This is a genomic window from Rhodococcus sp. NPDC059969, from assembly GCF_042738325.1.
In the GTDB taxonomy this organism is placed as follows: Bacteria; Actinomycetota; Actinomycetes; order Mycobacteriales; family Mycobacteriaceae; genus Rhodococcus_F.
On record NZ_JBHWUF010000001.1, the window covers coordinates 850,036 to 875,758 of the forward strand.

The window sequence follows — 25,723 nt, forward strand, 5'->3', positions numbered from 1 at the left end:
GTTCGGTCTCGTAGGTCTAACTCTCGCGCATCCGGTTCCAAGAGTCAGACACAGAGCTTCTCGATCGAGTGCTCTAGTTGATTCCGACGACTTCCTGGGCGATCGCCGCGAGTCTTGCCTGAGCAGCGGAGACGACGCCGTGTCGGTTCTTGTGAGCTTCCTCGTACGCGACGATGTCTCGTACCTGTGCGGCCTCGGTCAGTTCTTTCACCGCGGAGACGGCTTGGGTGACGTTGAGTTCGTCGAAGTCTTCGATGGGAAGTTCCGTGGGCTCGAGTAGCCCACTCGACTTCCGTACCGAACGGAAGACATCTGCGGCACCGTCGGCACCCTCTCGACGAGTGACCTTCTCTGCAGTGGCAATAGCCGCATCCCTACTGGCCGACAGCGTCTTCACAGTCACATCGCCGGCATATGCGCCCCAGCTGATCAGCTCACCCAATACCGGCGGCGAGGTGCGGACAGCGTCGATGGCACGGTCGAGACCGCGAGTGGACCAGGAGACCGGAACGTTGACCAGCCGTATCGCCGCGCCGGTGGCAGCTTGCATCGGAGTGCGCCGCAAAGCTGCCGGTCCGCCGAGTGCCTCCTCAGCCAGGACGGTCGTCAGCCAGTCCACAGTCGCCGAATGTGCAGTGATGAGTCGGTCGGCCAATGTCGCGACGGTCTGATCGCCGCCCGCGGTGGCCAGGGCCTTGAGGTAGCGGGAACGGTCGAGGAGCTGATGTTCGAGCCCGAGGTCGCCGAGGATCGCCTCGTCGAAGGGCTGAGCCTGTTCCACCATTGCTTTCATTCCGGCTGTCGCCCGTCCGATGAACGGACCGATCAGTTCGGGTACTCCGCCCAGATCGCGAATGGTGGCCTCGATCGAACCGGCCCTTTCGCGACCGTTCTCTGCATTTTCCGTGAGTTCGCGTCGAACAGCTTCGGTTCTAGCCTGCGCGACGCGTGTTTCGGCGACCTGAATTTCGGCGTTCGTCAAACCCAGCAGGATTCGCAGCTGCGTGATCAAGTCAGCCGTGGTTTCGGAGTTACTCATAACGGGGTCGTCCCTTCGTCGGTGCGTGCTTTACGTGATGTTCAGCTTCTGCTCGACGAGTGCTCCGCGGGCCGCGGATCCACCGCCGCTACGCGGGCTACCCCGACCTACCGCGTAGTAACCACGAAAGATGAAGGGATTGTCATTGCCTGGACGAGTGAGATGCCGGACCAGTACGTGAAGCAGAGCCCACGACGTGATTGCACGCCCCCCATGCGCCAGCGGCAGCTGGAGATCGCACACCCCGGTCTCACCGCCGACATGATTGCTGCGAGCGCGTCGACAATCATGTCGGAGATTCAATCAAGTCGGTGATTCACGGAATCCGACCGGTAGATGGACCGTATATCTGCTTGACCTTCTCGCGCATGCGTTCGGCGGCGTCAGCGATTGCTGACGGCGATAGGCACGCCACTGGCGCTCGTCCTCAGCCCCTCAAGCTCCGCACGCGGAGTTGACGGGTGCCTTGTTGATTCGGTCCCACAAGAACTTTGCCGCAAGCGGCATGCCGGTCACTGTTCCGAAATCGTGGCCGAGAGTTGATCCCGGCAGCAGCGGGGGAGTGATGTCGTCTTGCGTGTATTCCACTGCTGCTCCCAACGCGCACCATCTGTCTCTCAGTGCCGCAACGGAATCCGCGGGAACGATGTCGTCGTTGGTGGAGGTGTGGAGGTATACCGGGGCAGAGGGGGCCGTGCGTCCGATCTGTTGCTCGTCGACGACCGCCGCGAGTTCCGGTTCTTCGGACAGGATCTGAGAGAAAGATTTTCCGTCGGCCGTGTAGTCGGTACTACGAGTGCCCAACGATGTCAGCCCGGTATCCGGCACGCACTGTGTCGCGCTGGTCGTCAGCCATTGCTTTCCCTTGTCGTTGAGCCGCTTGTCGAAGATCGGCCCTAGCTCGGGGTACCTCGCCATCAGGCTGTTGAGGGTGTATCCGACCGCTCCGGTGAGCAGTGACCCGTCAGCCTTTCGGAGAACCTCACGCAGGTCGGGATCGGCTGCCCCCGCATAGGTTCCGAGCACGTTCAACTCGGGTGCCCGTGTGCCGACGATCTCTGCCGCGGACGCGCTCGCCCCGCCGCCTTGGGAGTAACCCCAGAACGCGATCGGTGTGGAGTCAGGCAGATTCCACAATTGATTCGAGGCGCGAGCGGCATCGACGACGGCGTTGCCCTGCTCGACCCTGTTGACGTAGGTGTGTATTCCGGGAGTGCCGAGTCCGATGTAGTCGGGCATCACTACACGAAACCCTGCGGTGAGCAGCAAGCCGGCGTCTGCGACGTTGTAGTTGACGGGCAGGCTCAGTTGAGGACTGATCTGAATGTTGAAGGCCCACGCGAGGTTCTTCGAACCGGCGCATTGATCGCCTTGGCCGAACGTACCCGGAGCAACGACGACGGTGGGACGTTCACCGGGCCCGCGCCAGGGAAACGCCGGTGTGATGGCTGCGCCCGTAGTAGCCACGGGAGTGCCGTCCACGAGCGTCGAGGTGTACATGATTTTTTCCCCGTTGCCCGGCCACGTGCCGGCTATGCCCGGTATCTGGCCGAGTAAGGGGGTTGTCTCGGACTTGATCATCACTCCCTCCCCCGCCGGCAGCGAAGTCGGTGGTTGGTAAAAGTCCTGCGATTCCGCTTGTGCGAGAACAGGGGTCATGGAAACGGCTCCTGCAGCGAGGAAGCCCACTGTTGCGAGACGGAGTAGTGCAACTTTGTGCATTTCTTCTCAGATCTTCCGTGTAAGACATCATTGTCTAACTTTCTTTCAACGTAGCGCACTTGTGACGGGGCTCGCAATGGTCAATGCTCATCGGGGTTCGCCACAGTTGGCGCGCATGAAGGTGCTCGTGTGGTGAGCTGCGGCCCAGGAAGGTTCTTGGCTTGCCAGAAGTGCCGAAATGCCGAAGGGTTCCGACGAGAGGGGCCGGGTATCGGAGTCGATCAGGCGCTGCGAGGGGTGGCGGGCAGCGATCGAATCAGCTGGTCGAGGCGTCAGTGCCGATCAGTGCGCTGAGAATCGTGGACATGACCTTGACCAGGCTGCCGACGGGCGGACGGGTGGGCGCAGTGCTCCACTGATGTACGAGGGCCATGAGTGCGCCGATGAACGCTGTCGATGCCATTTCGTATCCGCCGGGGGGAACAAAATCCTCACCCACGGCATTTTGAACTGTCGTTTTGAAGAACGCGGCCCATTCTGTGCGTCGTTCTACGCGGTGTGCTTCCACTCGCGGGCTGACCCCGACGATGTCTACGTACGAGATCTGGGCTCGCCGAGGATCAAGGCCGATCGACTCGACGAAAGCCGTCATTGCTGCTTTCGCGAGATCAGCAAGTGTCACAGGGTTTTCGGTGGCGATCGCAGTCAGCATCGCGTCCCGGGCGTCGCTTTGAATCTGGTCGTACAGTGCGATCAGCAAATCTTCGCGGCTGTCGAACTCGTCGTAGAACTGTCGTCTTGCAAGGCTCGCGGCGGTGCAGATATCCGCGACCGAACTCGAGGCGTATCCCTTGTCCGAGAAGACTTCCAGCGCAGCCCAAATGAACTGCAACCGTCTTTCGGCGCGCCGAGCCGACACCGGTCGACCACCGTAGTTTCGAGTCTCGTCGCTGACCTCCTGCACGTCGTACATGATAGTCCTCTCGCCCGGTGGGCGACGCACAGACCGCAGGCGAAGATCGCTCCACATCGGAAGCGTATGACCTGCTCGGTCCTCCTGTGAAATGCCGAGCCTGAGAAGTGCCGGGTTCGTCGACGTCGATCAGGTCGACATCGTCCAACTCCCGTTCTTTCGACATCACTTCGGCTCCGACGCCGTAGAAGCGGAACATCAGCTCGAACGTGACCGAGGCTCCGGTTGCGATGAAGTTCGACTCCAGTCCGGGAATTTCCTTCGGTCCGAAGTACACGTCGAGGGATCCGTCGTCGTTGACTTTCACTCCGGGAGTTTGAGAGGACACCGAGAACTTTGTCGCGTGACGGATGAAGGTGTGGTCGTTGCCGTCATACATTGCCACAGAACAGTATTGGGAGAGGTACGCCGGACGGTACGCGCATCCGGTACGTGCGATCGGAGCGGAACAGATTGCCTGCGCGATGGCGAATGTTCACAGGGCAAAACTGCCCGACGCCCAACCGTTTGAGACCGATGAAGGCCATGTGATAGACGACGGCGCAGTCGGTGTACGGGTAGACCTCGCCGTTCGCGAAGTTGCCATTCTGTCCTTCGATGAAATCGCGCCCGGCCACGCAGGTCTCTCCTCGTCGTCGACCGCGGATTGTCCGCCTCGGCGAGCGGATAGATGCCAATCTTGCTGCAGTACTCCAATCCTGAGTCGAGGGCGGCTACCTGGCTGCTCCCGGCGCATCGCGACTCACTCGAAACGGGTGATGTGCAGGTCGGGACAATTCGGTTCGAACTACCGGCCACGACCGGATCGATAGGATGGGAATGAGCAAGCGACGAAGGGTGAAATTGTGGCGAGGGCGGTTGTTGTCGGTGCGAGCCGAGGTCTTGGTCGTGCGTTGATCGAGGGTCTGAGGAGCGATGGCCACGATGTTCTCGGCATATCGCGTCGGCGTCCTGACGGGTTCGACGTCTCCGAGTGGATCGAAGCCGACCTGACCGACCCTGTTACGGCAGCGAATTCGATCGATCAGGACCTTGTCGGTGGTGTAGATACCCTGATCTGCAACGTCGGAATTTGGGAAGGGGATGCCTTCACTTCCGATTATGCGTTCACAGATCAATCCGACGTCGAAATGCTGGAAATGATCAATGCCAACGTTACGGGCACGATTCTCTTGCTCAAGCGCCTGATCCCCCGGATGATCAGCCGTCCTCGACCTCGGATCATCCTGACCGGTTCTACCTCGGGTCTCCCGCGAAGTGGTAGGCCGGAGGTTGCGTTCGGTGCATCGAAGTCCGCGATCAACGGCATGGCCGACGCGGTGAGAGAGGGCTACCGGAAGGACCGACTCGCAGTGACGGTTCTGCACCTCGGATATCTCAATACAGAAGATGGACTCGAGGTACCCCGAGACATCGCTGCGGCCAGGGGAGAGGGTTCACTGGTCCCGGTGCATGACGTTGTGGACACGGTGCGCTCGATCTCGAGTTTGTCGTCCTCGGCGTCAGTGCGGGAAATAGTCCTCACTGCGATCGACGATCCGCGATTCTGATTCACGGCTGTCGACTCTGTCGGTGAATCTGGTTGCCGAGAAGACGTATTCAGAGAATTTAAACCCCGATCAAGAAGTAAGCTCCGATCAGATACGTCAGGGTGAGTCCCGCCAAGGCCCACGCCAGGTAAGGACGGATGTAGAGGCGCCGCAGCCGGTGTAATCGCAGGGAGGCTCGCAAGAACGCGCCGACGGTCCCGAGCAGCAACATCAGACTGGGGACGAAGACTGCCAGTCGGCGATCTTTCTGTGAGCACAGCAAGGTGTCGGTGCCGAAGCATTCGCCTCGTCGGGAGCCCAACCACACGATCGCGACAACCAGCAACGCGGTAGCCAGAACGACGGACAGCCCGTATGTCAGGGTTCGCCTGTTGATCTTTCGCTCCCGACGCTGAATGACATCTGACGCGTCAGAACTGTCGGTCATCACACCCCCTCCTGAACATCGCACCTCACTTCGTGGATCGACGGTGGGAGAGGGCATACAGCACCACTCCTACGGCCAGGAGCAATGATGCCCGCAACCATGTCGCTGCGCTCTGCTGGGTGAGCAATGCAACGCACGTACCGAGAGCGAGGATCGGAAAGATGATCGGAGTTCGGAAGTGTTTGTGTTGCACTGCGTCACGACGTAAGACCAGGACGGCGATGTTGGTGCTGATGAATACGAAAAGCAGCAGCAGCACCACCGTCTCCGCCAGGGCGGACAACGAGCCGGTGACGCACAGAGCCATGGCAACGGCTGTGGTCGCGACAATCGCCACCCAGGGTGTCCGGCGACGCGGCAGCACCCGTGCAAATGTGCTCGGGAGCAGGCCTTCCGCCGCCATTCCGTATGTGAGCCTGCTCGCCATGATCATCGTCAGCAGTGCTCCGTTGGCGACGGCGACCAGTGCGATCAGGCTGAACAGGCGCGGCGGAACACCGACATCGGCGGCAGACACCACTGCCAGCAAGGGGCCGGAGGATGCGGCGAGTTCGTCGGCGGGCAGAACCACCGAGACAGCGAGGCCGACGAGGACATAGGCGGCACCCGCTGTCAGCAAGGCTCCGAACAGTGCGCGTGGGTAGACCTTGCTCACGTTCTTCACTTCTTCGGCGACGTTCGCGGACGTTTCGAAGCCGACGAACGAGTAGTAGGCAAGCAACGCAGCTGCCAACACTGCGAGTGCGGGTGATCGGCTGTCGTCGAATTCGACGACGCGGCTCAGGGTTCCGTCGCCGTGACCGAGAACTATGCCGGCAAGGACCACAACCAGGACAAGGCCGGTGACCTCGACGACTGTCATGACGACGTTGGCGCGCATCGACTCCTTGATGCCTCTCGCATTGAGAAGTCCCACCAGTAGAAGGAAGACGAGCGCTGCCGGAACGGTCGGGACGTCGATGAACGCTTTGAGATAGTCGCCCGAGAATGCGAGAGCGAGTCCCGCTGCACTCGTGACACCGGCCGCCAGCATCGAGAAGCCGACGAGGAACGAGATCAGTGGTTTCCCATACGCCCGCTGGGCGAACACGGCAGCACCGCCCGCGCGCGGATATTTGGTGACCAGTTCGGCATACGACGTTGCTGTCAACAACGCCATGACCAGCGCTACGAGCAGCGGGACCCAGACGGCTCCACCCACCTCACCGGCGATGACGCCCACCAATGCGTAGATACCGGCACCCAGAACATCTCCGAGGATGAACACGAAAAGGAGTGGGCCGGTTATCGCCCGGGTGAGAGTGTTCGTACCGCCGCCTTCGTCGCGGCGTGCGGTTTCGTCCACGTTCTCGGCCCTCGCGGCGCGTCGCATGTGCAAGGTTCATCCTGTCTTCATGGTGACGTGCCGCCACCTCAGGAGCAGTCATGTACCCATTGGCCGTAGTTTCAAACGTAGGTCGTCCGCCTTCCCGTGCTTTGCTTGTAGGGGAATCACAGAAGTAGTGACTGGAGGACGAAGTGGCCGAAACGACGGTTGCCGCGGTGATGGACGAGTTGGCTGCGCTCGAAGATCCGAAGGCGCGTGCGGTGAACGAGAAGCACGGCGACGATCACGGCGTGAATCTCACAAAGCTGCGCGCTGTTGCGAAGCGATTGAAGACTCAGCAGGAACTCGCACAACAGCTTTGGGCGACGGGCGACACCGCGGCCAGGTTGCTGGCCATTTTGATCTGTCGCCCGAAGGCGTTCGAGCGTGACCAGTTGGACGTCATGTTGCGTGAGGCCCGCACTCCCAAGGTGCAGGACTGGCTCGTCAACTATGTCGTGAAGAAGAACCCGCACGCCGAGGAGTTGCGGGTGGCCTGGACCGCGGACCCTGATCCTGTGGTCGCGAGCGCCGGGTGGGCTCTGACCACCGAACGTGTCGCGAAGAAGCCTGAGGGCCTTGACCTTTCAGGGCTACTCGACGTCATCGAGGCGGAGATGAAGGATGCGCCTGATCGCCTGCAATGGGCGATGAATCATTGCCTGGCTCAGATCGGGATCGAACATGTCGAGTACCGCGCCAGGGCAATCGACGTCGGTGAGCGGCTGCGAGTGCTCGAGGATTACCCGACGCCCCCGAACTGCACCTCGCCGTTTGCGCCCATCTGGATCTCGGAGATGGTGCGACGACAGGCCGCCGAGTAGAGAGGCCAGCTCTTCCCGCGGCGGCCCGGTGACGGCAAGCGTCAGTTACGCAACTATCGGTGTTCGGAGCTATCGGGTCGCAAGACTGTTCGGCGTGTTTTCCCTTCCTGTGGCTACCTCGACCGTGAAGCCTTCAGTTCGAGAACCGTTTCGCGGAAAGCGATGTGCAACTACGGAGCCGAGAATCTCCCCTGCACGGACGGCCACGTTCGACAGAAGTGACGCAGTCAGCCCGTGTGTCTTTTCGGTGCCGCCTTGCAGGTAAATGCCCGCCCGGACTTCCGGTTTCGTGGTGAGGCGATAATCCCGCGCCACTTCCGTCGCCGAATCACCCACGGGTGCGAGGTCACCGAGGATCTCTCGCAGCGGCATCGGCGTGAACCCGGTTGCGAGCACGACAGCGTCGCAGGAAAGCGTGTCGGTGACGCCGTCGAGAGTGCTGCGGACGCTGACGTCGATACCGTCCTGGCCCTCGATCACGTTCGTGATGTACGACGCCTTGCGCATGAACAAGCGCCGCTTGCCGCGGACGATCTCCTGGTATTCGGTCGTGTAGAGCTCGTTGATCAGCTCGATGTCGACTACGGAGTAGTTGGTTCCCTTGTGAAGGGAGAGTAGGCGCTCCCGTTGTTCCGGTGTCGCGGCATGCAATTCGTCGACGGTCGAGGGGTCGAAAATCCGGTTGGCGTACGGGCTGTCGTCGGCGGGGCTGTAGCCGTAGCGAGAGAAGACGCTGTGCACCTCGGCATTCGGATAGTGCCGGTGCAGGTACTGCACTACCTCTGCGGCGCTCTGTCCGGCTCCGAGTACGACGAAACGCTGATGGCGCAGTTCGGGGAGGTTCTGGAGGTGGAACAGGAACTGGTGATTGTGGAAGCACCGGGGTGACGGGGCTGCCCATTCAGGCAGCCGCGCACGCAGACCCGCACCGACCACGACGTTGCGTGTCCGCAGGATCTCACCCGCGGACGTCTCGACGCTGAACTCGTCGACAGTGCCGCTGGAGGATCTGGATCCGGTGATCCCAGTCACAGTGACGCCGTATTTGACGTCGGCGTCGACTCGATCGGCCGCCCACCGGAGGTAGTCGTCGAACTCGTGGCGAGTGGGGAAAAAGGTTTGGTGATTGACGAAGTCCACAAGTCGACCCTTGTCGAACAGGTAGGTGAAGAAACTGTAGGAACTCCTGGGGTTCCGAAATGTCACCAGATCCTTCGGGAACGCGATCTGCATCGTTGCTCCGTCGAGGAGCATGCCTGGATGCCAGGCAAAGGCGAGTTGTCGTTCGACGAAGCGGGCGCTGATGCGATCGGCGGGGATACACGTCGCGTTGTGCTCCTCGATCGCAATCGCCAGAGCCAGGTTCGAAGGTCCGAAGCCCACCCCGACGATGTCGAGTGCGCCGGGTGTCGAATCTTGTTTCGCCTGAGTCGAAGTCATGGCATCAGTCCATCCTCGCCGTTGGCGGCGGTACGAATATGTCGTCGGCCCGGTCTCGGCCAAGTAGTAGTGCAGCCTAACCTGATTCTGCGTTGCGATGGGGTCCGCGTGCTTCGTCCGGTCCGCGCTCCGGAGTCTCGGACGTTTGTCCATGACGGTTTCACGAAAGGCCCTGTGCAGCACGGATTGTCTCTGGCCCTGGGGGTTCGCCGGTGGGCCCGGCAGATCGCACCGCACCGGTCCCATTTGGTGGAATTGCTACAACCCACCGATTGCTTGGGATAGGCTACCCTTCTGAACGTGAATCGAATCATGCTCTCAGGGAAGATCCACCGTGCAACCGTCACACAGGCCGATCTGCACTACGTCGGATCGGTCACGATCGACGTAGATCTCATGGAGGCGGCCGATCTACTCGAGGGGGAACAGGTCCACATAGTCGACATCGACAACGGCGCGCGGCTGGAGACCTATGCGATCGCCGGCGCACGCGGTTCTGGCGTAATCGGCATCAATGGCGCTGCTGCGCACCTTATTTCACCAGGTGACTTGGTGATCATCATGTCCTACCGACACCTCGACGATCGCGAGTTGGCCGATTTCGTGCCCCGAGTAGTGCACGTCGACTCGGCGAACACGATCGTCGAGCTGGGATCCGACCCAGCCGAGCCGGTTCCCGGCGCCCAGGACCAGTACGCCAGTCGCTGACAGCCGGTTCGCTGAATCTTTCACGCGGGGTTCGGAATCAAGTCTTTTTCTTTACATTTTCATGGGGATTACGAGGGATCGAAGGGTTGGGCTGTGCAGCGACAGGCGACAGGGATGGACGACGTTCGAGCAGTCGTGGCGGAAGCGATAGGTGTCGCGCCGTCCACAGTCGGTGACCATGTCAATCTCTTCGAACTCGGCCTCGAATCGCTGGTCGTCATGCGGTTGGTGGGGCGCTGGCGCCGCAGCGGGCTGACCGTGACGTTTGCCGATCTGGCCGAGGTTCCGACTGTTGCACACTGGTCGACGATTCTGACCGAGACGAACGAAGTCGAGGCAGCCTCGGCGGCATCGGACGACCGCGCGGGCAGCGACGCTGCCTTCGATCTCGCAGTCCTACAGCACGCCTACTGGGTGGGCCGCGGTCACGACCAGTTTCTCGGCGGCGTCGCCCCTCACCTCTATACCGAATTCGACGGTCCGATCGTCGATCCAGAACGGCTTCGAAGCGCCTTGGCGACGGTCACCGCGAGGCATGGAATGCTTCGCGCCCGGATTACCGACAACGGGCAGCAGGTAATCCTGCCGAGCCTCGATCGCACCCTGCTCACCGTCGCCGATCTCACGGCAGCTGCTGAGTCCGAGATCGACGCCCACCTCGACGCCACTCGTCATCGACTTTCCCATCAGATGCTCGACATCGAAGCTGGGCAGGTCTTTTCGGCCGAGTTGACCGTCCTGCCTGGTGGCCGGTCGAGATTGCATCTCGACGTCGACATGATCGCCGGAGATGCCGTGAGCTACCGCATCCTTCTCGACGACATCGCCCGGGTGTACGGCGGAGAGACGCTGCCGCCCCTCGGCTACGACTACGGTAACTACCTCGCCGACCGCCCGACGGAGCGCCGCGAATCCCGTTCTGCTGCACAGTCCTACTGGCAGGCACGCCTCGACGATCTGCCGGGTGCGCCGACTCTGCCGCTGGTGGACGGGGATTCCGGTTCCGCCGCTGCGACCCGGCTGTCGTTCCACCTCGACGCCGACGGATACGACCGGCTTCGCATTGCTGCCCGAGCCAACGGAGTGACGCCGGCAGTCGCGGTGGCCACGGCGTTCGCCGAGGTAGTCGGCGCGTGGTCTCGTGAATCGCGTTTCCTGTTGAACGTTCCGATGTTCGACCGCGCCGACACCCACCCGGACGTCGCTGCACTGGTCGGCGACTTCTCCAGTTCGGTGATGCTCGACGTCGATCTCACCGAGACCGTGTCCTTCCTCGAACGGGCCAAGGCCGTTCAGGCGACCCTCCATGCGGACGCCGCCCATGCCGACTACTCCGGTGTCGAGGTCCTGCGGGATCTGAGTCGTTCACGGGGAGAGCAGGTTCTGGCGCCGGTGGTGTTCACCAGTGCACTGAGTCTGGGGGAACTCTTCCATCGCCGGGTCCGCGAGACGTTCGGCGATCCGGTGTGGATCATCTCCCAAGGCCCTCAAGTGGTTCTGGACGCGCAGATCACCGAACTCGACGGCGGACTCCTCGTCAACTGGGACATCCGCGCCAACGAGTTCCTTCCTGGAGTGCCCGAGGCAATGTTCGGCGCCTTCGAACATCTGGTGTCCTCGATCGTCGACGGAGGGAAATCATTCTGGGACAACGCAGTTCCCGCACTGACTGCGCCTGTCGGCGCCTGGAACTCTGACGTCATGAACTCTGACGTCATAGAGGCGCCGGTACCGGAGGTCCCGAATACGGCCTCGTCGCTACTGCATGCCGCATTCTTCGAGAGGGCCGCAGCCACCCCGGATGCGGTCGCGCTGACGTGGGCGTCGGGCACCACGATGACATACGGCGCGCTCGCCGACAGCGCGCTGCGGATGGCGGCGGCACTCGTCGGGGCCGGAATCGCGGTTGGTGACACCGTCGGAATCACCCTGCCCAAGGGTTCTGACCAGGTCGTCGCGGTCCTGGGCGTCCTCGCGGCTGGGGCCGTGTACGTACCGGTGGGCGTGGATCAGCCACACTCGCGCGCAGATCTCATCGCCGACGCCGCAGGATTCCGCACGGTAATCGGGCGGGACTTGTCCGTAGCTGCGGCCCTTGCACACGATCCGATCGCCCAGCCGCATCTCGGATCCCCCGACGACCCGGCGTACATGATCTTCACCTCGGGATCGACCGGTCGCCCCAAGGGCGTCGTGGTTCCTCATGTCGCGGCGATGAACACGATCGGTGACATCGTCGACCGGTACCGCTTGGACGAGTCGTACCGTCCACTGTGCCTGTCCGAGTTGGACTTCGACCTGTGCACCTTCGACTTGTTCTCGTGCCTGTCCGTCGGAGGCACCGCCGTGCTGATCGAGGAACACGAACGGCGCGATCCGCAGCGCTGGGCCCGGATGATCGTCGAGCACCGGGTCAGCGTCCTCAGTTGCGTACCTCCGCTTCTCGACATGATCCTGTCCACCGGCATCGATCTCGGAGCCACGTTGCGAGTGGTGATGCTCGGTGGGGACAAGGTGACAACCGATCTGTACCGTCGGCTGACTGCAGCGATACCTGGATGCCGGTTCGCCGGACTCGGAGGCGCTACCGAGACTGCGATTCACAACAGCATCTGCGAGGTGCGGACTGTCGATCCGCGATGGCGCACGGTCCCTTTCGGAACGCCACTGCGGAACATGAAGTTCCGCGTGGTCGACAGGCACGGGCGTGACGTTCCCCAGTGGGTCGGCGGCGAACTGTGGGTGTCCGGCATCGGCCTGGCCACCGGCTATCTCGACGACCCGCAACGCACGGCAGAACGGTTCGTCCAAGCATTTGGTCGTCGCTGGTACCGCACGGGCGACCTCGTTCGCTACGTCGAGGACGGCATGGTCGAATTCATCGGCCGTATCGACAACCAGGTGAAGATCAACGGTTTCCGGATCGAACTCGGCGAGGTCGAGTCCGTGATGAACCAGGATCCCGATATCGTCTCCGGTGCTGCTGCTCTCGACGTCTCCGGTTCGCCGAGTCTGGTTGCTGCCGTCGTACTCGAGGACGGCGCTACAGCATCGGACGCTACGGCATCCGTCGACATGATTCTGGAGCGTCTGTCCACTGCACTTCCGGCACACATGGTGCCCGACCGGATCGTGGTCACCACTGCACTGCCGGTCACGATCAACGGCAAGATAGACCGGGACGCAATCGTCGCCGCCGCCCGCACCTTGTCCGACACACAGCGCCGCGCCGCTCACGTGGCTCCCCGTACTCCGTTGGAGGAGAACATCGCCGACGTGTGGCGATCGGTGCTCGGTGTCGACCGTGTCGGTGTCACCGACACCCTCTTCGCGCTCGGTGGAGACTCGGTCCTCGCCACCACGATCGTCGCGCGACTGCGCGATCGTCTGAACACGGACGCGATAACCGTGCGGATGGTGTTCGCGGCGCCCACCGTAGCCGGCCTCGCCGCTCGGATCGGAGCATCCGGCGGGCTCTCGGAACGGGCAGCGACAGTCGCATCGGATGCGCCGCTGCTCAGCCTGACCGACGACGATCACGCTGCGATCGCCGACCGGTTCGGCGACGTCGAGGACATCTGGCCACTCTCACCGCTCCAACGTGGGCTGTACTACCAGATCAGCCTCGACCCGGCCGCGGCCCTGCTGTACACGGTGCAGAACGTCGCCGCCCTCGACCGGCACCTCGACGACGCACGCATCAACGCGGCAGTGTCCACCGTGATCTCCGAAAACCCCACCTTGCGAGCGGCATTCACGGTCACCGCCCTCGGCGAACCGGTGCAGGTGATCCGTCGCCGAGTCGACGCCGCCGTCCGCGTGGTCGACCTGACCACACACACCGACGCCGATCGACAGGTGATCCGCGAGCTCGCTGAGGACCGGGCGGCAGGTTACGACGTCGACGCACCGCCACTGTTCCGGGTGACCCTCCTGCATTTGCCCGGCAACGAAGACCGGCTGGTAGTCAACTACTGGTTCGGGGCCTTCGACGGCACCTCGTCGTGGCTGCTGGCAGACCGTATTCTCGATCTCCACGACAACCGCGCCGCGCCGGCACCCGAAACGAGCTACCGAGATCATCTCGCGTGGCTGACACGACAAGACCGCGCCGCATCGTCGGCGGCGTGGCGAGATATGTTCGCAGACTTCGATTCTCCGACACTCCTTACCAATCGCACCGCCGATCGCGCAGGGGCAGCGTTGCCGCAGCGCCTCGAACGGCTCCTGCCAGGCGCCACCTCGGCTCGTCTGGCCGACATCGCCCGGACCGCTCAGGTCACTCCGTTCACCCTTCTCGCCGCTGCATGGGGAGCGGTCCTGACAGCGGTCACCGGACGCACGGACGTCGTATTCGGCACCGCGCTGTCCGGACGCCCGATCGAGGTCGCCGGCAGTGACCGGACGATCGGCGCCTTCATCGACACTGTTCCGGTGCGCGCGTTCGGTCGTGGATCCGACACTGCGGCGACGCTGGCGAGACGGATCCAGGATCAGCGGCTCGATCTGATGCCTCATGATCACCTCGGGCTCGGCGCCGTCCAGAAGGCGATCAGACTCGGAGAGTTGTTCGACACGCTGCTGGTTCTGCGGAATGCGGCCGCGCAAGATTCGGGTACGGCACCGCGCCTGCGGCATCTGTCGACCGTCGACGGCTCGGAATTCCCGATCTCCATCGCCGTCGACCCCGGTGACCGACTCAATCTCAGCGTCACCTACCTGCCGGATCTGGTCGACGAGTCCACCGCCCGCGATCTGCTCGACCGATTCCACGACGCCCTCGAGACGATCGCCGACGAACCTGATCGGCCGCTCGCCCGGTGGGCAACCCGTCGAATTCCCAGTTACCCGAGCCTGACCGGCACCCCCGACATCACGATTGCCGAACTACTTTCCGAGCGGGCCGAACTCGATCCGGACCGGACCGCGGTAGTTCTGGGCGAGGAGTCGGTGACCTTCGCCGAACTCTCCTCGCGTATAGACTCGTTCGCTGCTGCACTGATCCGCCGGGGAGCCGGGCCCGAACGTATCGTGGCGCTCGCTCTGCCTCGCACCGTCGAGACCGTGGTGGCCTTGTTCGCAGTGCTGCGTACCGGGGCGGCCTATCTACCGCTCGAACTCGATCACCCCACGGATCGGCTGAACGTGATACTCGCCGACGCACAGCCGAGCATCCTGGTGAGCACCAGTGCCGTCGTGTCGCGGCCGTTTGTCACCGACGCCGATGTAATGGTGATCGACGACGCAGAAACCGTGGCAGAACTACGTGCCGATCGGGTGCTGACGGCCGCCGACCAGGTGGCATTCGCCCCCGGCGTCCCGGGCAGGCTCGAGCATCCCGCGTACGTCATCTACACCTCCGGGTCGACGGGGGCGCCGAAGGGTGTCCTGACGCCCTATCGGGGCCTGACCAACATGCAACTCAACCACCGCAGCAAGATCTTCGAACCCACGATCGCCGCTGGTGGTGGTCGGACATTGCGTATCGCCCACACCGTCTCGTTCTCGTTCGACATGTCGTGGGAGGAACTGCTCTGGCTCGTCGAAGGCCACGAGGTACACATCTGCGACGAGGAACTACGCCGCGACGCACCACGTTTGGCGGCGTACTGTGCGCAACGGAAGATCGACGTCGTCAACGTCACCCCGACCTACGCGCAGCTCCTCCTCGACGAAGGCATCCTCGACGGTGACCGCAGGATGCCGCTCGTGCTGCTCGGCGGCGAAGCCGTCCCGGACTCGTTGTGGTCCAGGCTTCTTCACGAACCGGGTGTAGAGGGCTACAACCTGTACGGGCCAACTGAGTACACGATCAACGCGCTCGGCGGAGGGACGAGCGACAGCGAGACGGCGACCATCGGTTCGCCGGTCACCGAAACCCACGCCTACGTCCTCGACCCCTGGCTGCGCCCGGTTCCGGAAGGCACGATCGGAGAGCTGTATCTGGCCGGAGCTGGTCTCGCACGCGGATACCTCGGCCGGTTCGGCACCACCGCAGCTCATTTCGTGTCGAACCCGCTGGCGGACGGTGGCCGGATGTATCGGACCGGCGACCTGGTACAGGTGCGTCCGGACGGTCTATTCGACTACTGTGGCCGCGCCGACGACCAGGTCAAGATCCGCGGCTACCGCGTCGAACTCGGCGAAGTCGAGGCGGCGGTCACGTCCTGCCCGGGCGTGGGGTCCGCGGTGGTCCGAGCGATCACCGCACCGGCAACCGGGACTCGCCAACTGACCGCGTACCTCGTCCCTGACGGGAGCGTCGAAGTTGAAGGGCTGTTTGCTTCCGTCCGAGACCGCCTCGCGTCACGGTTGCCGGACTACATGGTGCCGACGTCGTTCGCGTTACTCGATCGAATTCCGATGACCGTCAACGGGAAACTCGACGTCCGTGCCCTGCCGGAACCCGACTCCAGCGGCGGCAACCATCAGCCGCCGCGCAGTCCGGTCGAAACCGTCCTGTGCGAGATCGTCGCCCGCATCCTCGGCGTCGACCGGGTCGGTATCGACGACGACTTCTTCGGGCTGGGTGGGGACAGCATCACTTCCCTCGCCGTGGCATCTGCGGCTCGAAGCGCAGGCATCGGCCTCACCCCTCGCGCGATCATGCAGAAGCGCACGGTGCGACTGTTCGGGACCGAGTTGACCGTCGAAGAGAACTCGGCGGCTGAGGAACGTGCCGCCGTGACGAGCGTCGAGGTGACGGACCTCAGTGCCGACGAACTCGACGAGTTCGAGAACAGCCTGTGAACGCACAAGCCCGGGCCGAAGCCACAGCAGGCCGATCGAAGATCCTCGAAGTCCTGCCGCTGACGGCGCTGCAGACCGGAATGTATCTGCAGTCCAGCCTGGCGGCGCCGGAGAGCGATCCCTACCTCTCCCAGACGGTGGTGACCTTCCGGTCGGCGGTCGACGCCCGGATCGTCACAGCGAGTATCACCGCGATGCTCGACCGCTACCCGCACCTGAAAGCTGTTCTCCGACAACGGAGCAACGGAACCCTCGTATGGGTCGTGCCACGGGCGACGGTGCCACAGATCTCGCTGTCGGCGGCGGGAGCAGACCTCGAGGAAGCCAGAGCGGTCGATCGCGCCGCCGGATTCGAATTCCTGCGGAGCCCGCTGATCCGGTTCACGGTCGTCGATCGTGCACTGGTGATCACCTACCACCACAGTCTGATGGACGGATGGTCGGAAGCGCTGTTCGTTCGCGAACTGCTGAGCGTTTACGAAGCGGGCGGCACGGCCGATCGGCTCGAGCCTGCGGCCGAATTCGGAACCTTCCTCGGGTGGATGGCGAAGCGGGACGCCGACGCTGCCCGTACGGGCTGGGCCGGCTACCTCGACGGTCTGGACGCGCCCACCCTCGTCGCATCCGGCACCGAGGTGGTGGAGAGTACCCCGGTTCGGCTCGACGTCGTTCTCCCACCCGATCTGGGCGAGCGGGTCACGTTGTGCGCCAAGGACGCCGGGGTGACGGTCAATGTGGTGGTCCAGCTCGCCTGGGCACTTGTCCTCTCCTCCTTGACCGGCAGGCGCGACGTCGTGTTCGGGATGGCCGCATCCATCCGTCCGTACGACCTGCCCGGTGCCGCCTCGATCGTCGGTCTGCTACTCAACACCGTCCCGGTGCGCGTGCGGGTCGATCGGACCGTCACTACCCGCGATCTACTCGCCCACATCCAGTCCGGACACCTCGACCTCGACGACCACCGACATCTCGGCCTGTCCGACATCGCCCGCACCGCCGGTCATTCGACGCTGTTCGACACGACAGTGGTCTACCAGAACTATCCCAGCGCAGTCCCGGACGACGGCGCCAGTGTCGACGACGTCACCGTGCTCGGTGCACCGATGAGTTTCCCCCTCGCTCTGGTCGCGGGCCCCGAGCCCTCGCTGTGGGCGTTTGTCGTCTACCGACCCGAATCGATCCCGGCCGACGTCGCATCCACTGTGGCAAAGCTGTTCACGGACCTGCTCGACGAGCTGACTGCCGATTCGGACGTACCCGTGTCGCTGGCGCTTGCGAACGCGCGGACAAGCACAGAGGTCCACGACACAGGCCAGATCGTCGCCGTACCGAGATTGGAACAGCAACTGGCGCACAGGTTCGCGGAGTCCGCGGCCGAGGTGGCGATCGTGTCCGGTGCCGACACCGTGACCTACGCCGAGTTGGCAACCCGGGTCGCCGACTTGTCGGCGGCACTGCGCGATGCCGGGACAGGGTCGGAATCCACTGTTGCAGTCGCTGTTCCACGCGGACCCGACATGGTCGCTGCACTCCTTGCCATCCTCGACGTCGGTGCGGCGGTGGTACCGATCGACATCCGGTACCCGCGGGATCGCATCGAGTACCTTTTGGCCGACGCGAATCCCCACACGATGATCGTCGACCCGGACACCAGCACCCTGCTCAGCGCACTGGTACCCGCGACCACGCGCATCACGACCTCCGAGATCCCTCAGGATTGTGGGCCGGCGCCTTTCGTCTCCGAGTGGACCGGAGATCTGCCCGCGTACCTCGTCTACACATCCGGCTCGACCGGCGCGCCGAAAGGTGTTCTCGGTACCCGAGACGGGCTTGCGAATCGTTTGCACTGGGCCGTGAATCGATGGGGTCAGCCACGTAGCCGTCTGGCCAAGAGTTCCCTGAGCTTCATCGACGGAACCACCGAACTCTTGACCGGTCTACTGGCTGGGCAACGTGTGATCCTGGCCCTCGACGACGAGTTCACCGACGCCTACGCGCTGGCCCGGTTGGCCACCACTCATCGAGCGGAACAGATGACGGCGGTCGGTTCCCTCGCCGCCGCGCTCTGTGATGCAGCTGCAGCCGACGTCGCGACGGTTACCCACTGGATCGTCAGCGGTGAAACGCTGACGTCGGGCGTGATCGAATCGATCGCAAAAGCCTGCCCTGCAACACATCTGACCAATTCCTACGGGTCTTCTGAAGTGGTCGGCGACGTCGCCACTCATGACGTGTCGATTCCGGGGAACGATTCCCCGGCGGCCAGCGTCGTCGGTTCGGCAGTGCCGAACACGACAATCCGGGTCCTCGACGAGTTTCTCCTTCCCGTTCCTCGCGGTGTGGTGGGCGAGATCTACGTCGCGGGAATTCAACTCGCTCGCGGCTATCACCGGGCGCCGACGGCGACAGCGACTCGATTCGTTGCCTACCCGGACGGCGCCGCGGGGGAGCGGATGTACCGCACCGGGGACCGCGGGCGACAGCTGCCGGACGGCACCCTCGACATCGTGGGACGCACTGACCGGCAGGTCAAGATCCGGGGACATCGAATCGAGCTCGGGGAGATCGAAGCTGCGACCGCAGCAAGTGGACTCGTCGACGACGTGGCCGTAATTGCCGTATCCGACGCTGCCGGACGACCGCGACTGGCCGGGTTCGTCGTTCCGAGTAGCAGTGAAGCCGAGCGGGGCGCCGAGAAGTCACACGTCGCCGACACGATCGGCGACGAGATCAGCGTGCGATTGCGTCAGACTTTGCCGGAGTACATGGTTCCCGCCTCGTGGATGGTATTGGCTGCGCTGCCGGTCACTCCCAACGGAAAGCTGGACCGGCTCGCTTTGGCTCGCATCGAGATCCCCACGACCTCGACGGGCGGCGCCGCGCCGCAGTCTGCGACCGAACTGGCGTTGGCGGTAATCATTGCCGACCTCGTGGGGATCGACGTGGCCGAGATCGCCGCTGCCGACGACTTCTTCGCTCTGGGGGGCGACAGCATCGCGGCCATCACGTTCGTGCACCATGCTGCCCGTGAGGGGATCGTGCTGAGCACGGCGGACGTATTTGCCAGGCGCACTGTCGCGGCAATCGCTTCGTGCGCGGACGCCGCAGTTCCCCGTAGCGCTCAGCCCGTGGGCAGGGGAGCCGCTCCCCTGACCGAGCTCGACGACACCGAACGTGCGGAACTCGCAGCCTCGGGAACCGATATCGACGACGTTCGTCCAGCGACCGCTTTGCAGCAGGGTATTGTCTTCCAATCGCTGACCGCGGCCGAGGGCTCGGACGAAATATACATAATTGCAACACAATTCGAGATCAACGGTGCGCTCGAGAGCGTCCGACTCGAGGAGGCGTTGCACGCACTCCTCGATCGACATCCGAGTCTGCGATCGACGTTCACGACCCTGCAATCGGGTCGCACGGTCGCCGTACTCCGACCACATCGCGACATCGAGGTGCGCCGATACACCGTCGGCTCCCTCGACGGTCCGAAGGCAGAGTCCCTGATCGCAGCAGACCGTCGAACCTTCGACGTCGAGGATTCTGTCTTGATCCGCGTCACCGTGCTCGACGAATCACCGGTCCGCCACCGGGTGGTCCTGACGATGCATCATCTGCTCGTCGACGGATGGTCGATGGGGACCGTCGGCACGGACCTGTTCCGCCTGTACCAGGGTCGAACCCTCACTGCCCCGGCTTCGTTCGACGACTACCTGCGGTGGTTGACCTCTCGCGAGAGCGCTGCGGCGACAACCGCGTGGCGGAAGGTGCTCGGTCGCGATCCCGAGTCACCTGGAAGCCCTGTCCGCCCCTGCCTGGTGTCCGACTCCGACGGCCGTGCCTCACGAGTCGCTGCCGAGGAGATCATCGTCGATCTGTCCGAAGCAAGGACCGGGAATCTCAAATCCTTTGCTGCTCAGTCCGGGTCGACGCTCAGCGAACTGGTGCACGCGGCCTGGGCCGTGGTACTCGCGGCCGTCACCGGGCAGAACGACGTCGTGTTCGGATCGACGGTCTCGGGTCGACCTGCCGACCTCGACCGCTCGGCCGACATGGTCGGACTCTTCGTCAACACTGTTCCGGTGCGCGTGGACGTTCCTGCTGCCGCGACAGTGTCCGACGTCCTCGGTCGCCTGCGCGAGCAGACCGTGTCCGTCCTGGATCACCACCACGTGGGACTCGCCGACATCCAGCGGATCGGTGGCGTCGGCCGGTTGTTCGACACCCTCGTCGTGTTCGAGAACTTCGCCGAAGCAGACACTGCCGGTATCGATTCCGCCGACTTCACGGTCCGCGTCGGAGATTTTCACACGATGACGCACTATCCGATCACCGTGACCGTCTTTCCCGGAGACCGCTTGCGGATCGTCGTGGAGTTCCGGCCCGATCTGGTGGACACCCGCAGCGCCGCAATGATGAGTGACGCCCTGCATGCGGTCTTGGCGTCGATGAACACCCCCGAAGCCCACCGTGTATCCGACCTGGCGCTCGTCGACGCCGCAGAGCGCCGACGCATCCTTGGTGAGTTCGCCGGAGCCGAATCGCCCTATCCGGGTGGCACGTTGGTGGAAGTTTTCGACGCGCAGTGCGTCCGAACGCCCGAGCTTGTCGCAGTCACCGATGCCCGGACCACTCTCACGTTCTCCGCGCTCGACATCCTCGCGAACCGTATCGCCCGAGCACTGCTGCGTCTCGGAGTGGGAGCCGAGGACGTCGTCGTCGTACCCGCGACGCGGTCTGCGCTCACTCTTGCCTCCATCGTCGCGGTGATGCGGTCGGGGGCTGCGTACCTGCCGATCGAACCGGATGCGCCCGCCTCACGCACCCAACGCATTGTCGACAGTGCCCGACCCGCCGCGATCGTGACGACACCGGACGACCGCGCCGTCGACAATGCCTTGCTCGACGGATCGGTGACACTGGGGGCGTGCACGATCGTCGACACTTCGACGCTCGCCGAATCCGAAGACGACCACCGCGTCGTCACCGACGCCGAACGACGCACCCCGCTGCACGCTGACTCGCCGGCGTACCTGATCTACACCTCCGGCACCACCGGCGTCCCGAAGGGTGTCGTCGTTCCGCATCGGGGGTTGGCGAACCTGTACTTCAGTCATCGGGATCGGGTGCATGATCCAACGGTCGCACGCACCGGACGCTCTCATCTCAACGTCGGTCACGCCTGGTCGCTGGCCTTCGACGCCTCCTGGCAGCCGCAGCTGTGGATGTTCGGCGGCCACGCGGTCCACGTGTTCGACCGTGATGCCGCGGCGGATCCGACCGCGCTGCTCCGTGAACTGCGCCGAGTGTCCGCCGATTTCGTCGAAGTGGTGCCATCGGTCCTCGAACACCTGATTCGCGCCGGGCTCGACTCCGAGATCAGTGCGCTCGGTGTGGGCGGAGAAGCCGTGACCCGGGAGCTCTGGGACAGGATGCGGTCACTGGATTCGGTTGTGCTGCACAACTTCTACGGCCCGACCGAGGTAACCGTCGACGCCGTCCACACCTCGACGGAACGCTCCGGAGAGCCTCTCATCGGACGGCCCGTCGCGGGTCTGCGTGCCTACGTCCTGGATGCAGGCCTGCGCCCGGTGCCCGTCGGGGTGGTGGGCGAGTTGTATCTCGGTGGCCCCGGCGTTGTGCGCGGCTACCGTGCTGCCCCGGCGCTGACAGCCCAGCATTTCCTGCCGGATCCGTTCGCCGCCGACGGGACCAGGATGTACCGCACCGGCGACCTGGTGTCGTGGACGGACCACGGATTGCTCGACTACACCGGTCGCGCCGATCACCAGGTCAAGATCCGCGGGCACCGGGTGGAACTGGGCGAGATCGAACACTGCCTGCGCGCGCTCGACGGAGTGGCCGATGCCCGCGTCGTAGCCCGCACCGATGGCACTGGCACAGAACGGTTGTCGGCGCACGTCGTGCCGGAACCGCGGCGCACGCTGGACATCGGAGAGTTGCGTGCCGGCGTCGCCGGCCGGTTGCCGTCGTACATGGTGCCTGCCAGCTACACGGTCCTCGACCGGTTCCCGTTGCTGTCCAACGGCAAACTGGACCTCGCTGCGCTCCCCGAGGGCAAGGTTCCCGACCGAGTGCCCAGCCCGCCGGAGACCGACCTGGAACACCGGCTGTGCGCCGAGATCTCCGACCTGCTCGGCATCCCCGACATCGGAGTCGACGACGACTTCTTCGACCTCGGCGGCGACAGCATCATGTCGATGGAACTGTCCGCGCGACTGCGTGCGCGCGGACTGACGGTCTCGCCCCGAGACGTCTCGACGGGGCGCACCGTACGGGCTCTTGCTGTATCTGCCGAGGCACCTGTTGGTGCACAGGTTGATTCGCGCTACTCCTCACTTTCGCCGTACGGCGAAGTGCCGCTCACTCCCATCGTGGCCTGGCTAGCCGGCGTAGACGGGCCGATCGACCAGATCTCTCAAGCGGTGCTGCTTCGGATCCCGGCCGAGTTCACCGAGCAGAGGATCGTCGCGATGATCGACGCGCTCGCGCGGCGGCACCCGATATTGCGGGCACGATTCGACGGTACCCAATTGGATATTCCTGAACCCGATGGTTTTCCCTCCGAATGGCTTTCGGTACTGAACATCACCGGTGAGCGCGACGATTCCGCCCGGGAGGCGGTTCGCGCTGAGTCGCGGGCAGCAAAGGCACGATTACGTCCGACTGACGGGCGCATGATCGACCTGGTGTGGTTCCGGCGTGACGAAGAGCCCGGTGAACTGCTCATCACCTTGCACCACCTGGTGGTGGACGGAGTGTCGTGGCGGGTGCTGTTGCCCGACCTCCACGTCGACGGTTACGGCTCTTCCACGACGCCCGTGGCGGAACCAGCCCCCGACTCGTTCCGGCGGTGGGCGCATGCGGTGCACGATTACGCGCATTCGGCGTCGATCCTCGATGATCTCGACCGGTGGGCAGCCATCGCCGCACCCGGCGCTCGGATACCGCTGATCCGCCCCCTCGATCCCACTGCCGACGTCGGCGCCACGTTGGACCGGGTGTCGTTCACGTTGACCGAGGACGAGACGGCCGCGCTCCTTGCCGGTGTGTCCACCGTGCTCGGGGGGTCGGTGGACGACGTTCTGCTCGGCACGTTCACCGCCGCGCTCGCGGCCTGGTCCGAGGCCGGAACAGAAGGTGCGGACGCCGAATTCGTCGTCGACGTCGAGGGGCACGGCCGCGGAGACGTCGGCAAGAGCTCTGTCGACGGATCGGGGGTCGTGGGTTGGCTCACCGACGTCCATCCGATCAGGATCACCGCACGCACCGATCGATTCGACGCGGTGCTCGCCGGTTCGGTTGCCTCGGCGCGTGAACTCGTCGCCGGGGCCAAGCGCGCACGGTCGGCGGTGCCAGGGGAGGGGATGTCCTACGGGGCGTTGCGTTACCTGAATCCGCAAGGGCGGAAGGTACTCGGTGAATATGACTCGGCAGCAGTGGAATTCAACTACCTGGGTCGATTCGACCTCGGCGGTGACGACGGCGGTGACGACGACGGCGGCAGGTTCAGGGCAAGCCCGCTGCGCGACAGTATGGATTCCGGACTCGGTGACGCCGTGCCGTGTTCTCATCCCGTGGTGGTGGACGGTTACGTGCACGATCGCCGTGGCGTCGGCGGCCTGACCACCTCCATGCTGGGCGCCACCGTGGCCTGGCCGCCTGCGGTGGTGGCTGAGGTGCCACGGTTGGTCGACGCGTGGGCAGCGGCGTTGCGATCCGTCGCCGCGATCGTTTCCGGTGGTGACGGGGGCTAATGAATCTGAGGCAAGGGTAACCTTCGTGCTACGTTAGGCGCCGTCACCCGCTGGGGGTGTATGAGCAGATCGATCGGTCGAGAGGTGTTGGAGTGAAAAGGATTATGGGAAGAGGGCCGTCAGAGCGGCGCAACCGGAGCGGCGGCAAGCGCGTCCGCGGAATGGTAGCTGTACTGGCGGCATGCGGCCTCGTGGTTGGAATGGCAGCCTGCAGCAGCAACGACGACAGCGGTAGCACCGAGACTTCGTCGGCAGCGAATGCCGCGTTCCCGGTGACGATCAAGTCTGCTCTCGGCACGGCCGAGATCAAGGAGGAGCCCAAGCGGGTCGCAACCTGGGGATGGTCCAACCAGGACGCCCTCCTGGCGCTCGGCGTCGTCCCGGTTGCGATGCCCACCTTCGCCGGACCTCAGTACGGGGCCGACGACAAGGGCATTCTGAAGTGGGACGCCGAGGCGCTCGACAAGCTCGGTGGCGAGCAGCCGACCTTGTTGTCGGGTGACGGAACCGGTGAGGCGCCCGTCGAGCAGTTCGCGAAGGCAGAACCGGATCTCATCTTCGCCCCGTACTCCGGTATCACTCAGCAGGAATTCGACGCGCTGTCGAAGATCGCGCCTGTGGTGTCCTTCCCGGACGAGCCGTGGACCGCGTCGTGGCAGGACCAGGTGACCATCGCTGGTCAGGCGTTGGGCAAGCAGGCCGAGGCCACCGCACTCATCGACAAGACCAATGCCGCGATCAGCGCGACAGCTGCGAAGAACCCTGCGCTGCAGGGTAAGACCGTGACCATCGCACTTCCGAACAGCCCGAGCACGTTCGCGGTGAGCAAGGACGCCGACGTGCGCGTCGAGTTCCTCGAACAGCTTGGACTGAAGAACGAGCCGACGATCCAGCAGGCAGATCCGACCAAGGACCCGGAGGCCGTGTACTTCGAGCTGAGCACCGAGCAGGCGCCCCTGATCGCGGCCGACGTGCTGTTCGTGGTCGCTTACGACAAGGACTCTCTCAACGCGTTCCTCGCCGAGCCTTTGGTTGCCGCACAGCCGGTGATCGTCGACGGCCGCACTGCATCCACCAAGGACTTCAGCGTCGACAAGAACTTCGCCTTCGGAGGACTGACGGTCCTGACCATCCCGTACATCCTCGACGACGTCGCCACGGTGCTGAACACCGCCGCAGGCAACGTCAAGGGATAGTCGAGGGACAAGG

At 63.9% G+C, this 25,723-nt stretch carries 14 protein-coding genes and 1 pseudogene; 6 read left to right on the plus strand and 9 right to left on the minus strand.

What is annotated here, in order from left to right:
* Positions 1-73: 73 nt before the first annotated feature.
* The 6 genes and pseudogenes from ACFWAD_RS03865 to ACFWAD_RS03890 form a co-directional block, all read right to left on the minus strand.
* The gene (locus ACFWAD_RS03865; RefSeq protein WP_378541515.1) at positions 74-1,039 is read right to left on the minus strand and encodes a ferritin-like domain-containing protein; all 966 of its coding nucleotides are present in this window, start codon (positions 1,037-1,039) and stop codon (positions 74-76) included.
* A gap of 30 nt (positions 1,040-1,069) precedes the next feature.
* Entirely contained in the window at positions 1,070-1,282 is a 213-nt protein-coding gene (locus ACFWAD_RS03870) for a hypothetical protein (protein WP_378541517.1), read from the minus strand.
* A 192-nt stretch (positions 1,283-1,474) separates the two neighbouring features.
* On the minus strand, positions 1,475-2,698 hold the full coding sequence (locus ACFWAD_RS03875; protein ID WP_378541519.1) for a lipase family protein: 1,224 nt from the start codon (positions 2,696-2,698) through the stop codon (positions 1,475-1,477).
* A gap of 319 nt (positions 2,699-3,017) precedes the next feature.
* Entirely contained in the window at positions 3,018-3,674 is a 657-nt protein-coding gene (locus ACFWAD_RS03880) for a TetR/AcrR family transcriptional regulator (RefSeq protein ID WP_378542902.1), read from the minus strand.
* A gap of 241 nt (positions 3,675-3,915) precedes the next feature.
* A pseudogene (locus tag ACFWAD_RS03885) lies at positions 3,916-4,053 on the minus strand (hypothetical protein); the annotation flags it as partial.
* Positions 4,046-4,291, minus strand: a complete 246-nt coding sequence (locus ACFWAD_RS03890; protein WP_378541521.1) for a hypothetical protein — start codon at positions 4,289-4,291, stop codon at positions 4,046-4,048. The gene ACFWAD_RS03890 and the pseudogene ACFWAD_RS03885, both read right to left, overlap by 8 nt.
* A 228-nt stretch (positions 4,292-4,519) precedes the next feature.
* Between ACFWAD_RS03890 and ACFWAD_RS03895 the strand changes: the two genes are divergently transcribed.
* Positions 4,520-5,224 carry an SDR family NAD(P)-dependent oxidoreductase gene (locus tag ACFWAD_RS03895; RefSeq protein WP_378541523.1) on the plus strand — a complete coding sequence of 235 codons (705 nt, stop codon included), beginning with the start codon at positions 4,520-4,522 and terminating at the stop codon, positions 5,222-5,224.
* Between the two features lie 58 nt (positions 5,225-5,282).
* On the opposite strand, the gene ACFWAD_RS03900 is transcribed toward ACFWAD_RS03895, so the two are convergent.
* Together ACFWAD_RS03900 and ACFWAD_RS03905 are read right to left on the minus strand one after the other, a co-directional pair.
* Complete coding sequence (locus tag ACFWAD_RS03900; protein WP_378530313.1) at positions 5,283-5,651, minus strand: hypothetical protein; 369 nt, start codon at positions 5,649-5,651, stop codon at positions 5,283-5,285.
* Positions 5,652-5,676: 25 nt separating this feature from the next.
* Positions 5,677-7,023 carry an APC family permease gene (locus tag ACFWAD_RS03905; RefSeq protein ID WP_378541525.1) on the minus strand — a complete coding sequence of 449 codons (1,347 nt, stop codon included), beginning with the start codon at positions 7,021-7,023 and terminating at the stop codon, positions 5,677-5,679.
* 146 nt (positions 7,024-7,169) lie between these two features.
* On the opposite strand from ACFWAD_RS03905, the gene ACFWAD_RS03910 reads away from it, so the two are divergent.
* Positions 7,170-7,841, plus strand: coding sequence for a DNA alkylation repair protein (locus ACFWAD_RS03910; RefSeq protein ID WP_378541527.1), 672 nt, complete (start codon positions 7,170-7,172; stop codon positions 7,839-7,841).
* A gap of 69 nt (positions 7,842-7,910) precedes the next feature.
* On the opposite strand, the gene ACFWAD_RS03915 is transcribed toward ACFWAD_RS03910, so the two are convergent.
* The gene (locus ACFWAD_RS03915; RefSeq protein WP_378541529.1) at positions 7,911-9,281 is read right to left on the minus strand and encodes a lysine N(6)-hydroxylase/L-ornithine N(5)-oxygenase family protein; all 1,371 of its coding nucleotides are present in this window, start codon (positions 9,279-9,281) and stop codon (positions 7,911-7,913) included.
* Between the two features lie 312 nt (positions 9,282-9,593).
* Between ACFWAD_RS03915 and panD the strand changes: the two genes are divergently transcribed.
* The 4 genes from panD (at position 9,594) to ACFWAD_RS03935 (ending at position 25,710) form a co-directional block, all read left to right on the plus strand.
* A complete protein-coding gene (gene panD / locus ACFWAD_RS03920) occupies positions 9,594-9,989 on the plus strand; it encodes an aspartate 1-decarboxylase (RefSeq protein ID WP_378532694.1) in 396 nt (131 codons plus the stop codon).
* Positions 9,990-10,103: 114 nt separating this feature from the next.
* Entirely contained in the window at positions 10,104-16,739 is a 6,636-nt protein-coding gene (locus ACFWAD_RS03925; protein ID WP_378541531.1) for an amino acid adenylation domain-containing protein, read from the plus strand.
* Positions 16,736-24,514, plus strand: a complete 7,779-nt coding sequence (locus ACFWAD_RS03930; protein WP_378541533.1) for an amino acid adenylation domain-containing protein — start codon at positions 16,736-16,738, stop codon at positions 24,512-24,514. The genes ACFWAD_RS03925 and ACFWAD_RS03930 overlap by 4 nt, the downstream gene beginning before the upstream one ends.
* A gap of 161 nt (positions 24,515-24,675) precedes the next feature.
* Entirely contained in the window at positions 24,676-25,710 is a 1,035-nt protein-coding gene (locus tag ACFWAD_RS03935; RefSeq protein ID WP_378541535.1) for an iron-siderophore ABC transporter substrate-binding protein, read from the plus strand.
* Positions 25,711-25,723 lie beyond the last annotated feature (13 nt).

Excerpts from the sequence above, each read along its gene's own strand:
- ACFWAD_RS03875 (WP_378541519.1), bottom strand. The coding sequence starts at position 2,698 with ATGACCCCTGTTCTCGCACAAGCGGAATCGCAGGACTTTTACCAACCA.
- ACFWAD_RS03880 (WP_378542902.1), bottom strand. The coding sequence starts at position 3,674 with ATGTACGACGTGCAGGAGGTCAGCGACGAGACTCGAAACTACGGTGGT.
- ACFWAD_RS03905 (WP_378541525.1), bottom strand. The coding sequence starts at position 7,023 with ATGCGACGCGCCGCGAGGGCCGAGAACGTGGACGAAACCGCACGCCGC.
- panD (WP_378532694.1), top strand. The coding sequence starts at position 9,594 with ATGCTCTCAGGGAAGATCCACCGTGCAACCGTCACACAGGCCGATCTG.
- ACFWAD_RS03900 (WP_378530313.1), bottom strand. The coding sequence starts at position 5,651 with ATGACCGACAGTTCTGACGCGTCAGATGTCATTCAGCGTCGGGAGCGA.
- ACFWAD_RS03915 (WP_378541529.1), bottom strand. The coding sequence starts at position 9,281 with ATGACTTCGACTCAGGCGAAACAAGATTCGACACCCGGCGCACTCGAC.
- ACFWAD_RS03935 (WP_378541535.1), top strand. The coding sequence starts at position 24,676 with ATGGTAGCTGTACTGGCGGCATGCGGCCTCGTGGTTGGAATGGCAGCC.
- ACFWAD_RS03865 (WP_378541515.1), bottom strand. The coding sequence starts at position 1,039 with ATGAGTAACTCCGAAACCACGGCTGACTTGATCACGCAGCTGCGAATC.
- ACFWAD_RS03925 (WP_378541531.1), top strand. The coding sequence starts at position 10,104 with ATGGACGACGTTCGAGCAGTCGTGGCGGAAGCGATAGGTGTCGCGCCG.